The following is a 13,517-nucleotide window of genomic DNA, read 5'->3' as shown; positions in this document are numbered from 1 at the left end:
AATTGGCCGGCCTGGGGGTTTGGAGATTATTGCGGGCGCGGGTAGCATGCCCCGGTGGAGCTCGCCAAAGTCATTCGGCTTGCCACGATCGCGCTGATCGTCGGAGGCATCGCCTGGTGGGGCAAGAGCAAGGTCGATAGCCGTTCGGTGAGCGGGTCATTTGCGACCTACGCCTATTTCCGCGACGGGTCGCGCCTGCCAATTGGTTCCAAGGTGCTCGTGGCGGGCATTCAGGTCGGGCGCATCGAAGAACTCAGCATCGAGGGCAGCCTGTCGCGCGTCGACATGGCGCTGACGCCGGGGGTCGCGCTGTATTCCGATGCCGTTGCGCACAAGCGCACGTCGTCGGCGCTGGGCGATAACTATCTCGAAATCTTTCCCGGCGGTCCCGACGTCGACGGCGTGATGCCCGAGGGTGTACGCAGGCTGCGCTCCGGTGAGCAGGTGAGCCGCGTGGTTGAGGCGGCCTCGCCCGAGAAGATGATGCGCTCGATCGACGACGGCTTGCCGCTCATCGATCAACGCCTTGCCGCGATGAATGACACCTTGCGCGTTGGGCGCACGCTCATCCAAGGCCCGGTGACCGGCAAGCTCGGCGAATTTGAGGCGTATCTCAATCGCGGCGCCTGGGATGGCGCTATCGTCGCCGCCGCCACGGGCGTGACCAAATTTGATGCGTGGACCGAGGACGTCGCGCGCGGCACGGCCGGGATGGCCGACACGCTGCTACCCAAGCTCGACAAGTTTAACGGCAGCCTGGTGCAGCTAACGAAGGACATGCAGGCCGGTCGCGTCACGATCACGACCTCGCTCGGCGAATTTCGCACCAAGCTAAATCAGGTCGATCCGTATATCGAAAAGGCGGGCCGTGTGGTGGGTGGCCTAAATGGCGAGCGCGGCGACGCCGACCAAGGCATGCTCGGCAAGCTCATCAACAAGGGCGATCTCGGCGAGACGCTTGATGACGGCGCACGCGCCGTGGCCAAGGGCATCGGCAGCGTCACCAAGATGCAGGTGTTGCTCGGCCTGCGCGGCGAAATCGACATGCGCAGCACGCTGTCGCGGCAATACATCACCTTGGAATTCGGGCCGCGCAATGGCTACTTCTACGCTTTCGAGGCCCTGGCTGGCTCCTACGGCGAAACGCCCGTCGCGACGCTCACCAACGATGGCACCAGCACCAGGTGGGTCGAGACGGCGGAAATCTCCAATGGGCTTCGCTTCTCGGCGCAGTGGGGCAAACGCTTTCGCTGGTTCTCGTATCGCGTCGGCATCAAGGAGTCACAGCTCGGCGTCGGCATCGATGGCGATTTTTTTCGCAGCCGCCTCAAGCTGAGCGCCGATGCCACGTTGCACGACTACAAGGCCGGCTTTCGCGGGCGCTTCAGCGCCGCGTTTGAGATCTACCGCAACCTCTATTTTTGGGCGGGCGTTGACGACGCCTTCAACCCGCCGAGCTCGCTGACGATTGCCCCTTATCCCGGCGGCCGCGACGCTCACCCTGGTGCGCTCGATCGCGTGTATTTTGGCCGCGACATCTTCATCGGCCTCTCGGTGGTCTTCCGCGACGAAGACCTGCGCACGTTTTTGCCTCTCTACGGCGGCGTCGCAACTGGGTTCCTCTAGCAGCCGGATCGCAGAACAAAAGGGCCAAAAATACGGACAACAGAACGCAGTGGGTGGAGGCGGACACGCTAGTGTCAGAATGCTGGAATCGTATGCTTGTGTTTCGTCAGAGCCAGGCCGCACCAACCGCTGCACGCGCGATGAGGCAGGCGCAGCCGTCTGGCTGTAACGAGGCTCGCGAAGCCGTACACCGAAAGATTCCCACTCAATGCGTTTCTGTTTAGAGCAGGAGCTCGGTCGAGGCCGACGCCATGACCGGGTCGGTCACCGGCGTCACCTTGACCGCGCCGCGCGTCACGCTGCCGACCGCGTCGAGGATGCTGGCGATGGGTTCGCGCATTTCTTCGGCGCTCTGCCAGCGCGCATTTGGCGAGAACGCCAGGCCGCGCATCACCGCATCGTTGAGCAAGTCAGGCAGCGCGGGGACATACTCGTTGGGCGGCTTGGGCGCCGCATGGCGCTCCATGCCCTCAAATGGCATGTGGCCGGTAAAGAGCTCATACATCGTTACCGCGACCGAAAACAGATCGGTGCGGGCATCGACCAGTTCGCCACGCAATTGCTCCGGGGCCATGTATTGCGGCGTCCCGGCGATCATCGACTGCTGGCGGCCCGAGTCGATTGATTTGGCGAGGCCAAAATCCATCAGCTTGACCAGGCCGTCGTCCGTTCGCATGAAGTTTGCCGGCTTGATATCGCGGTGGATGATGCGGCGCGAATGCGCGTAGGCGAGCGCGGTCAGCACCTGCGTCGCGATGTTAAGCCCTTCCACGATCGTCAGCCCATTGGGATCGGTCATCAGGCTCTCGACCGAGCGCCCCGCGACGAACTCCATGCAAAGGAAGGCGCGGCCATCGAGGACGCCGACGTCGTGGATGGTGACGATGTTGGGGTGGTTGAGCGCGGCTACCGCGCGGCCTTCCCGCTGGAACATGTCGCGCACCTCGGCGATGGCGCTCATCTCGCTCGAGAGAAACTTGAGGGCAACCTCGCGGTCGAGCACGGTGTCGTACCCGCGATAGACAATGGCCATGCCGCCGCGCCCTAGCTCGCCGCGCAATTCGTAGCGGCCGCCGCCTTCTTCGGCCTTGCCCAGCCGCGTCCGCTTGTCGCCAATTGCTTGTTCCCACACGCGCACTTCTTCAGCGCGCTTCCAGGCATCGCGATAGCCCGGCGAGGCGTCCTCGACCGCATCAAAGGCCTTGGCCGCATCGGCCCAATTGCCACCCGCCATGTGTGCGAGGCCCAGGCGATAGTAAACCTCGATGTTACCGAGATCGCATTCGCGTCCGCCGGTGAAGCGCATCAGGGTGTCAATCGACGCGCCTTGGCGGGCCGCCTGAACCGCGGCGTCAAAAGCCAGGTCGAGCTCGAGCTTGCTGATTTCTAGGCCGACGCCCTCTTTGATGACGGTCTTTACCGAGGTGCCGGTGTGGGAGATTGCGATCGCGCCAAAATCGAGGCTATTGGCGCGCCGGAGCTGCGCCGCGGCCGCCTGCGCGACTTGGTCGGCGAGCATTTGCAGCTGTTCAGCAGAGAGCAGCGTGAGAGCATCGGCGCCTGCGCCCGAGCCTTGCCCCGCGGCGGCCGACGCCGAGGCACCGGTCCATCCCGCCCCCGTGCCCGCACCGCCACCGCGGCCGACACCCGTTTGCACCATGCGCGCAAGATCTTTGATGCGAACCACGGTCTCCTTGTAGCCAGGCACCGCTTGTTCGATCTGGTGATAAATCTCTAGTGCGCGCACTTGCTCACTGAGCGCATTGAGCAGTTGAGCCAGGCGGTAAAACAACTCGACGGTGTCTGGCCCCATGCCGCGCCGCTGGGTTTCTTCTTCGAGAAACGTTTGCGCCTGCGGCGGCGACAGGTGTTCGATGCGGTCGATATAGGCTTCAGGTTGCTTGGCGCCGCGCGCGATGCCAATCCAGGTCGCGGCGGCTTGCTCGGTTTCGCCGGCTTGCTCAAATAGCTCGGCGGCCCGTTCGTGGTGGCCAAGCTGCGCCAGGATGGGCGCGGCCTGGCCTGGCTTGCCGAGCACGTTTACGTAGAGATGAACCGCTTCTTCATACAGCCCGGCTTCGTTGTAGATGCCGGCCGCCACCGACATTTCGCCTTCCGCGAGCAGGGCATCGGCGGCGCGCCGCGCCAACGCTTGCAGCTGCGCGCGGGCGGCCTCGCTCTGATCGCGCTTGGCGGCCAGGGCGCGAAACTCGGTCTCGAGGGTGCGACCGTTGCTATGGGCCATGGCACTCTTGGCCTCGGCGGCGATGTGCGTTGGAGACTTGGCGCTGAGCTCGGTCACTTTTTGACCCATCCCTGCGCGCTCGTAGTAGCTGATCGCCTTGGCCGTAGCGCCCGCACGTTCGAAAAGTTCGGCCGCTTGGCGGTAGTCGCCCAGGCGTGCTGACATGGCCGCCGCGTTTTCAGGCTGCTGCGCGCGCAAGTAGTAGTCGCGCGCTAGCTCAAGCAGTCCCGCATTGGCGGCGGCGGTGGCGGCGCGACCAAAGTTGCCGTCGCGGACGTAGCGCTGCACATCGCCGGGCACTCGCTGCGGCTTTGCGGGGCCCTTGGCCCTCGGGGTGAGCACGCGGCGAAGGATGAGCACGGCGATGATGACCACAACGAGTGCCGCACCGCCAAGGCCAATGGGAGAGAGTAGAAGTTCCTTCATAGGTGAATTGGCTTTTGCTATGGGTGAGGCGACGTGGGCGGTGTTACGCGACGACGAGGAGCGCCTCGGTTGGCGTGAGCAATTGGCGTGACATCAAGAAAGAGGCGTAGCGGCGAAACGGCATCAAGGCGCCGCTCTCGGCGGCGACATTTTCAATTTCCGCCAGCGGCGCATTGGTCATGATAAGCGCGCGCAGTTGGTCGGTGGGCGACAGCAACTCGATGACGGCAACGCGGCCGCTGTAGCCGGTTTGGCCGCAGTCGGCGCAGCCCGTCGCGCGCGGCAGCGGGATCGCGGCCGCCTTTTCCACGAGCCCGCGCGCGGCAAGTGATTCTAGCAAAAGCGGTGGTGGCACTTCCGAGGTGACGCACTTTTGGCACAGCTTGCGCGCCAAGCGCTGCACCAGCACAGATCCGAGGGCTTGCGCAATGAGTGGTCGCGAGCAGCCAAGCTGTTCCAGGCGTTGAATCACGCCAATCGCGTTATTGGCGTGCAGCGAGGTGAACAGCAAGTGGCCGGTCATCGCAGCCTCAAGCGCGAGCTGCGCGGTTTCCGGATCTCGCGATTCGCCGACCATGATGATGTCGGGGTCTTGCCGCAGCATGGCGCGCAGGACGCGTCCGAACGTCAGATCGGCGACGTGGTTGACCTGGGTTTGGGTAATGCCCTGCAAGCGATACTCGATCGGATCTTCGACGGTTACGATCGACGTGTCCGCGCGCATGCGCTTGCGTTCGCCCAGTGCGGCGTAAAGAGTTGAACTCTTGCCGGAGCCGGTTGGTCCCGCGATAATAATCGCCCCATACGGTCGATTGATGGAATTGCGAAAACTCGCCAGCGCATTGGCGTCGGCGATGATCGCCTCAAGCGGCCTCGATACCGAGCTCGCCTCGAACATACGCATGACGATCTTCTCGCCGCGGCTGGCTGGGAGCGTGGAAATCCGCGCATCCACTTCGCGCTTGCCGATGCGCATGCCAATGCGGCCGTCTTGCGGCAAGCGGCGCTCGGTGATGTCTAGGCCCGCCAGCACTTTGAAGCGCGCGACGAGGCTCTTGCCAAACGACGCCGGGACAAATTGATCCCAGTCTTGCAAGGCGCCGGAGGTGCGAAAACGCACCCGCACGCCGGTGCCATCTGTCTCGATGTGCACATCAGACGCCCCAACGTTAAGCGCGCCCGCGATAATCTTGCTGGCGAGCTGCACGACCTCATCACCGATGACGCCAACGGCATTCTTGGCCTCGCGCTCGGAATCTGCGATGTCGTACTGGATGGTGTCCGGGTTGGTAAGGTCGGCGCCACGTGCCTTAGGGGGGCCCGCTTCGATGCGAAATCGGACGATGGTCTCGTTAAAGTCTTCCAGGCCTATCGCCATCACGCGGATGTCGACGTTTGACAGCACGCGCTTGATCTCGCCCAGCGAGGCCTGATTGTACGGATCGACCATGCCGAGCAACATGTTGCGACCTCGCAGCTCAAGCGGCAGCATGCGGTGCTGGTGGATCAGCTTGCTGGGCACCAGGCTTATGAGTTTTTGATCGACCGGGTAGCTGGCGATGCGACAAAAGGTGATGCCATCGGCGTGGGCGGCCGCCGCGGGCGGTGGCGCGCTGATCTGCAGATCGAGCAGAGGCGCGTCGGCGGCGGCGCCGGTGGCCCCGGGCGCCCCCTGGCCGCGAATATTGGCAACCGACGCCATGACGACGCGCGTCGCGAGCCGCTTGGCGATGGCGGCCGCAAACGGCGCCACCTTGGCGAGCATTTGCGCGAGCAGATCTTTGTTGAGCAAGACGACGATACATTTTTGATCGGCGACGACTTCGGTCGCCTGGGCGGTACCAAGGACGGCGCCTACCTCACCAAAGCTATCGCCGACGCGAATTTCTTCGAGCACCGTGGAGGCGCCGGAGATCGCGTTGACCGAGCGGACCGCCAATTTGCCGGCGTAGACGATGCCAAGCAGCGGCTCGGCCGAGCCGGCGCGCGAGACGATGGTGCCGCCGTCGACCTCAATTGCCTCGACGTGCGGCGCGATGCGGTCGACGACCTGCCGATCGCAGGCCTTAAACAGCGCCGAGCTCGCCAAGAAATCGGCAATGGCTGTTGGTTCCAGCGCGCCGCGTCGTCCCGCCCCTAAGTCTGCCATGCGGCTAAATCATCGCATTGCCAGCAAATTCTCGGCAACACTCGCTCGCACGCAAATGGTGCGCCTACGTTGCGCCTAATGTAGGCAAGTCGCCTTTGACGCCGGGCGCATGGGCAGCATGGGCATGATCATGCGGAAGGTGCGCGGGGCGCACGGCAACGTCGGCGGTGAGCGTCTTGACGACCACGCTCGCGGCCACCATTCCAAACACCGAGGTTACATAAGCGACCGAGCCATCGATGCGGTGCTTGTGATCGCAGTCGTTGAGGCCGTTGGTGCCGCCGGGGCACACGCAGCGAAAGACGCCGTCATCATACGCCAGCCATTGCGGCTCGGCGGGTACTTCTTCGGAATAGACAACCGGCAAGCCGACAAAGCGGGAGGCGTCGAGGTCATGGTTGCGCCGCAAGTACTTGCGGAGATGGCGCGCGAGCGGACACATCTTGGTCGCCGAGAGGTCGGCGACGCGCACCATGGTGGGATCGACCTTGGCGGCCGCGCCCATCGACGACACGATGCGAATGTTTTGCCGCAGGCAGGTCACGATCAAGTGCATCTTGGCCGTGACGTTGTCGATGGCGTCGATCACCATGTCGGGCTCGGGCGTAAGCAGTCGCGCCGAGGACTTCTCATTGTAGAACTCAACCCGCGTTTCGATCACCGCGTCGGGATTAATGAGGCGCAAGCGCTCGGCCATGACCTCCACCTTGGGCTTGCCCAGCGTGCCCTTCATCGCATGCAGCTGGCGATTGACGTTGGTAACGCAAATGCGATCAAAGTCGACCAAGGTGATTCGCCCAATCCCGGTGCGGACCAGCGACTCCGCGGCAAATGAGCCAACGCCACCGACGCCAAAAATAACGACGTGCGAGGCGGCCAGGCGGTCGATCGCGGGCTCTCCGAGCAAGCGTCCGGCGCGGTCAAAACGGCGATGCATGGCGGTACGTATAGCCGCGACGAATAGGTGGCGCAATCCCCAAGTTCTCGGCTGGTTTGCTGCGAGTGATTTGACTTCATACGTGGTAAGGGGCGCGCAGGGCTGGCTGGGTGCAAAATGTCACCTATGTTCCGGGTTGCACACCCACTTTTCGGGTTCTCACAGATTTTGAGCACTTGTCCGAGGCGCGATCGTTCGGTTCGAGACCGCCGCGGGCACGAGCCTTCTCATAACCGAATCTAAAGCTTGAGGCCGCTCGGTACTTCGAACGTGTGACCGCACTGGTGGCTGGAACACTTGCCGATTTTTGGCAGTAGCAAGAAGACCAGCCCAAGCGGAAACAAAAAGATCGCGCCCGCCAGATAGAGCCCGCGATATTTTGACGAGGACTCCGATCCGCATCGCGGACAGCCAAGAACGGGAGCAATTTGAACTTGTGGTCGTAGGGCACCGCTGGGGAAAGTAAGTGTGGCTCCCGCCGCAGGAGCAAATGGACGTCCGCAATTGGGACACGCCTTGGCAGAAATACTGACGTTGTTCCCGCAGTCAGGACACTTGACAACGGGAGGTGCTGCCGGACGCCCGCAATGAGGGCATGCAGCGGCTGAAGTACTGACCGTTTTTCCACAGTCGACGCAGTTAGACACGGCCATACGAGAAGAGTAGCCCGAGTTACAATTTCGGGGGAACGAGCAGTGACGGATATACGTGCAGGAGGATAGGATATTTCAGGCCTAATTGGCGGAGGCCTGCACGGCAGCAGATGGAGACATCTTCAGTCGATTGCGGATGCTGCCGATTTTCGTCCTCGGCGGCTTTAAATTCCCCGTGATCCGGCATCTTGCACTCCTGCCAGCCCTCCGCCCCTCTTGCCTCCCACCGCAATTACCGTCTGAAGTTTCCTATCCCCGCTCGCTAGCTTCACAAGCGAGATGCGACAGCGCGCCTACTCTGATTTCACCCACTCATCTGCAGAAGTCAGAAGTCCCCACAGAAGTCCGGACCCTGGTTGAACACATTTAGCTCTTTTGCAAATACTGTCGCCAAAATATCCTCGCACGTGCGTATGTCGGCAGTGCGCCGAGCCATCTAAGCGGGGTAGTTGCGGGCAAATTTAGAACTCGTGCCGTGTCCCAGATGTTATGAGCCAGGCTGCGCCGGGATGACGTCCGAGGCGGGGCGCGAGGAGTGGAGTTTGGTGGTTCCAAACGACCGACGAGCAACGCAGGCATCGGGCGTTAGACCTAGCAGGGGGGCTCATGTTATCTGGGACACGGCACTAGCCCTGCAATGCCCAGCGATAAAACGGCACGACCTCAATGTGATGGCGATTGTCTTTTAATTGATCTGTTTCGTACGCCGTTACCACCGTGAGCTTGGCCTTGGGCCATTTCTTTGCGGCGTCCCATAGCGGTTTGAGTTCACGAGCACGGGTTGTCTCGTCGGCGATGGACCAGGCAACTTGCATCAGTGCGCTTGGTTCGCCGTCACTCCCGATAATAAAATCAATTTCACCTCGACCAAAATCACCGTAAAACGGCTGATGACCACGACGGCGAAGTTCTATATAGACCAAGGTTTCCAGCGCAAGCCCACGATCGAAATGTCCGGGCGCGGTGTTGGCATTCACAAAGCCAGGATCAATGCTGTAGCACTTCTTTGGATTCACCTGTTGCTTGCGTACTGAATCCGAAAAAATGGGTACGAAGAAAAAACAATAAGCGTCCTGCAGGTACGCGACGTAGTCATGCAAGGTGTTTTTTCCAACCTCGATGTGCTGCGATGCCATGTCTCGAGACATTTTATTGATGCTTACCTTGCGGCCCGATGCTCTAAGTAGCTGCCTAACAAAGGTGCGCAATGCGTTGGGGTTGGAAACCGAGTGTCGCTCAATGACGTCGCGCATCAGCGTTACATCAAGATATTCTCGCAAAACCTTAGACCATGTAAGGTCAGGCAAGGTGACGACTTCAGGAAAACCGCCACGCACCACGTAGCGCTCAAACAGCGATTCGAGTTCTGATTGCGCGCGCTTGGTGACCGGCCAGTTGGCTGGCACTGAATGCGCGGTATGCCGCAAGGTTTCCCGCAGTGAAAATGGCCAGACTTCGGTCGCTAAGCTGCGGCCACGCAGACTGGTTGAAATCTCGGTGGAAAGTAATTTTGCAGAACTGCCGGTTACGGTTACATCAATAAGTGGCGACTCGATCAACTCACGTAGCGCGCGTTCCCACCGCTGAATTTGCTGAATCTCATCTAAGAACAGATAAAGCTTGGCTGTCCTCATCTGCGGAAACTGCTTGCGCCACGCCTCCACCAATGCCAACAAATCGCGACCCGTAAAATCTTCAAACGCAATGTTGTCAAAGTTGAACAAGGCGATCTGTTCTCGCGTTGCACCGCCCTTGGCCATCTTGCCATATGCGCGCTGCATGAGCAGACTGCTCTTGCCGGTTCGGCGCATGCCAAGCAGCACAGTTGCCTTGCCTCGAACCACAGGGATTTCCAGATCGCGCGCAGTTCCCTCCAAAAGTGGAACCGCCGCAGATTCAACAACGAGCTGTAGAAGGGAATCAGCGCTGGTTGACATTGTCTCTCCGTGAAAGACGATACTGGCACAAACCGTCTTCGCAAGGAAGACAATTTGTGGATGGCAAATGGTAGGCGGAAACTGCGGCGGATGGCAGGGGCCGGGCAGGGCTGGCGGACCGCGAGCCAGGCAGCCGGGATGCATCGGGGGCGCGAACGAGCGAGTTACCCATTCGGTGGCCCTCAGGGCGTGCGAGTCGGTATCGGCATTGGAGTTAACGCCGGAAACAGACGGAGCGCGTTTGCGGTCGTGGCAGCGACGAGGTCCGCGTCGGGCAAGCCGCGCGCCTGCGCGATCGCCGCGGCAATGAGTGGCAGGAAGGCCGGCTCGTTGCGGCCCGGTCGCCGCGGCGTCGGCGTTTGATCGGGCGCGTCGGTCTCGAGCAATAACCGGTCGAGCGGCACCGCCTGCGCCACGCGGCGCGGCTTATGCGCGCGCTCATAGGTCACCGGGCCTGCCAACGAAATGTGCAGGCCCAGCTCGAGATACGTTGGCAGCAGGTCCTCGCCACCACTATAGGAATGCATGACACCGCCGCATTCCCACACCTTTTCCTCGCGCAGCACGCGCGGCGCGAGGTGGTGGGCGCGCAGCACATGAATGATGACGGGCAGGCGCACCGCACGCGCGACGCGAACGTGCGCGCGCAGCAGCTCGATTTGGGCGTCCATGTCCGCGGTGCCGCCGTCGAGCCCGGTTTCCCCGAGCGCGATGACGGGAATAAGCGCGGCGGGGCGCTGTTGAGCTAGCACCATGCGGTCATGCAACTCATCGGCGGTCAGGCGGTCGCACGCCGCCAACCCGGGAACGAGCTGCGGATGAATGCCAAGGCCGCAGCCAAGCGCGAGCCCGGGGCGTTCGCCGTCGCTTGCGTGGCTCGCGTGCCCAGACGGCCACTGCAGCAACGCCGCCCAGGTCGCCGGCATCAGCGCGGGAACCACGATGCCGGTGACGCCCGCGGCCACCGCGCGATCGAGCACCTCGCCGCGATCGTCGCCAAACGCATCGACATCGAGATGGCAATGCGTATCAATCATGCGTCCTATGATACATTGGAGCCCTTATGAAGCCAGCGGCGTTTAATCGCATCTTCCTGCCATGTGGCGTTGTCCTGCGCGTCGGGTTGGTGGCCGTCGTGACGCTGCTCGTTGGCGCCTCTTGTGCGAAACCCCAGGCGACGCGCGGCGCGGCCTCATCGCCTGCCTCGTCTGCTACGGGCGCCTACGAGTTTTCGCTGAGCACTTACCAGCCAGGGCAGCGAATTGCCACCATGCTTTCGCGCGAAACGGCGCGTGACCTTATCTCCGGCACGGGGGAATCTCGCACCGACCGCGCGTCGTTTTCGGCGAAGTGTGAACACGAGCTCGTCGCGCTCAGTGGCGCGCAAATCACCAAATTTGACGTGCAGTGCAAGGACGTCAACGGGGAGGCCAGCGACCAAACGCTAACGGGCACCTGGACGCTCGCCGACGGCCTGCAAGTGGAATCATCCAACATGGGTTGGCAACTTAGAGACAACACGCGGCCAGCCGTGCTGTACGTCTCGCCACGCGCGCTGGAGTCGTTGTTTGGCGGCGTGTGGCAGCCGGGCACGACGCGGCAGGTGCCTAGCAGCCGCCAGTTATGGCAGCTTATCTCGCCCGAGCTGAGCGACGTGCGCGATTTCAGGTGCCGTCGTCCTCGACACCCGCACCGGTTGGCCATCGCGTCTCACGGTCCAGGCCGATTCAAAGCAGGACATGGCCAAGGTGTCGCTGAAGGTCGAAAAAACCATTACACCGCAGCCGTAAGGCGCCATTTCGCATGGACCCGTCGTTAGAAATTGAATGCGAGCTCGAGCTCGCCGAGCCCGACAGCGAGCAGCATCTACGCGCCAAGGTCGCGCGCAAGCTCGGCATCCCACTCGATCAGGTGCCCCGCCTCGAGGTCAAGCGTCGCGCCATCGACGCGCGGCGCGGTCACGTACGGTTTCATCTCACGCTCGGCGCGCTAGAAGATTCATCGTTGCCAATGGGCGGCGCGTTGCCTCGCGCCGTCTCGGGTGACCCAGTCGTCATCATCGGCGGCGGCCCGGCGGGACTATTTTGCGCCTATGAATTGGCGCGCCAAGGCATCGCCTCGATCGTGCTTGATCGCGGCAAGCAGGTGCAGGCGCGGCGCCGCGACCTAAAGGGCCTGACGCAACACGGCGTGATTAATCCCGACAGCAATTATTGTTTTGGCGAGGGCGGGGCCGGCACGTATTCCGACGGCAAGCTTTACACGCGCTCGCACAAGCGCGGCGATGTGCGCGACGTCATGGAGACGTTGTTTCTGCATGGCGCCCCCGCGGACATCCTGGTCGACGCGCGGCCGCACATCGGCAGCAACCGGCTGCCCAAGGTGATCACCGCGCTGCGCGAGCGGCTCGAGGCCTGCGGCGTGCAATTTCGCTTCGAGGCCAAGGTCGCCAGCATCGCCGTCCATGCCGCCACCCGCGCAGTGCAAGGCGTCATGGTCGCTAGCGGCGAAACGCTCGCCGCCAGCCGCGTCGTGGTCGCCACCGGCCACTCCGCGCGCGACGTCTTTGACATTATGCTCGCCATCGGCGCGGCCTGCGAGGCCAAGCCATTTGCGCTCGGCGTGCGCATCGAGCACCCGCAGCCGCTCATCGATCAAATCCAATACGGCCGTGCGGCGGGCCATCCCAAGCTGCGCGCGGCGCCGTACAAGCTCGTGCATACGCCGCCGGGCGATCGCGGCGTGTTCTCATTTTGCATGTGCCCAGGCGGGTGGATCGTGCCGGCCGCCACCGAAACCGATGGCCTGGTGGTCAATGGTATGAGCCTGTCGCGCCGCGATTCGCCGTTTGCCAATTCAGGCCTCGTGGTGTCGGTCGAGCGGCAAGACTTTGCGACGGCGGGGCTGGGCGACGGCGTGCTCGCCGGCGTGGAGCTGCAGCGCATGCTCGAGCGCGCGGCACTGATCGCAGGCGGCGGCATGATCAAGGCGCCCGCTACGCGCGTCACCGATTTTCTCGCCGGGCGCGCTTCTACCACCTTGCCGCGCTCAAGCTACGAGCCAGGCCTCACCGCGACCAACATCGCCGACGTGCTCGCCGCGACGCGTCTGCCCATCGCCGACAAGCTCCGCCACGCGCTGCACATCTTCGGCAAACAAATGCGCGGCTACGTGACGGAAGAAGCTGTGCTCGTCGGCGTCGAATCGCGAACCTCTTGCCCGGTCCGCGTGCTGCGCGATGCCGAGTCACTGCAAAGCCCTACCGTTGCCGGGCTCTATCCATGCGGCGAGGGCGCCGGTTATGCCGGTGGCATCGTCAGCGCCGCGCTCGACGGCGTGCGCGTTGCGCATAGACTCTCACGGGGTTAGATCGAGCGCGGGTGGGGTTGCATGGCCCCAGCTTGGGAGTTGGCAGGATCGCAGGCAGCGTTGGGTTGGTGCCCTAGCGCGTGCAAGCGCCGATGCTTCACCTGGCACGCCATGTGCAAAGTACAGCTCCAGCCGTCGCAAACGCCGCGGCGCGACTAGCCCTCAAGAACACGTA

Annotated in this window: 9 protein-coding genes; 3 read left to right on the top strand and 6 right to left on the bottom strand. The window is 62.6% G+C overall.

The features are described from left to right. Positions 1-54: 54 nt before the first annotated feature. On the top strand, positions 55-1,626 hold the full coding sequence (locus IPL79_09755) for an MCE family protein (protein ID MBK9071270.1): 1,572 nt from the start codon (positions 55-57) through the stop codon (positions 1,624-1,626). A gap of 220 nt (positions 1,627-1,846) precedes the next feature. Here IPL79_09755 and IPL79_09750 read toward each other — a convergent pair whose 3' ends face one another. From IPL79_09750 to IPL79_09725, 6 genes are all read right to left on the bottom strand, one after another. Then, a complete protein-coding gene (locus IPL79_09750; GenBank protein ID MBK9071269.1) occupies positions 1,847-4,297 on the bottom strand; it encodes a serine/threonine protein kinase in 2,451 nt (816 codons plus the stop codon). A 43-nt stretch (positions 4,298-4,340) separates the two neighbouring features. Further along, complete coding sequence (tadA, locus tag IPL79_09745) at positions 4,341-6,446, bottom strand: Flp pilus assembly complex ATPase component TadA (GenBank protein MBK9071268.1); 2,106 nt, start codon at positions 6,444-6,446, stop codon at positions 4,341-4,343. Positions 6,447-6,510: 64 nt separating this feature from the next. Then, the gene (locus IPL79_09740) at positions 6,511-7,419 is read right to left on the bottom strand and encodes a tRNA threonylcarbamoyladenosine dehydratase (GenBank protein MBK9071267.1); all 909 of its coding nucleotides are present in this window, start codon (positions 7,417-7,419) and stop codon (positions 6,511-6,513) included. Between the two features lie 203 nt (positions 7,420-7,622). Next, positions 7,623-8,036 (bottom strand): zinc ribbon domain-containing protein, encoded by a 414-nt coding sequence (locus tag IPL79_09735; protein MBK9071266.1) that lies wholly within the window; start codon positions 8,034-8,036, stop codon positions 7,623-7,625. A gap of 626 nt (positions 8,037-8,662) precedes the next feature. Beyond that, positions 8,663-9,973, bottom strand: a complete 1,311-nt coding sequence (locus IPL79_09730; protein ID MBK9071265.1) for an ATP-binding protein — start codon at positions 9,971-9,973, stop codon at positions 8,663-8,665. Positions 9,974-10,155: 182 nt separating this feature from the next. Beyond that, complete coding sequence (locus IPL79_09725; GenBank protein MBK9071264.1) at positions 10,156-11,010, bottom strand: TatD family hydrolase; 855 nt, start codon at positions 11,008-11,010, stop codon at positions 10,156-10,158. A gap of 26 nt (positions 11,011-11,036) precedes the next feature. On the opposite strand from IPL79_09725, the gene IPL79_09720 reads away from it, so the two are divergent. After that, the gene (locus IPL79_09720) at positions 11,037-11,792 is read left to right on the top strand and encodes a hypothetical protein (GenBank protein MBK9071263.1); all 756 of its coding nucleotides are present in this window, start codon (positions 11,037-11,039) and stop codon (positions 11,790-11,792) included. After that, positions 11,777-13,342, top strand: coding sequence for an NAD(P)/FAD-dependent oxidoreductase (locus IPL79_09715; GenBank protein MBK9071262.1), 1,566 nt, complete (start codon positions 11,777-11,779; stop codon positions 13,340-13,342). The genes IPL79_09720 and IPL79_09715 overlap by 16 nt, the downstream gene beginning before the upstream one ends. Positions 13,343-13,517 lie beyond the last annotated feature (175 nt).

This window comes from Myxococcales bacterium (genome assembly GCA_016716835.1).
Taxonomy (GTDB): Bacteria; Myxococcota_A; Polyangia; order Haliangiales; family Haliangiaceae; genus JADJUW01.
This window is presented reverse-complemented; position numbering and strand designations above follow the sequence as displayed.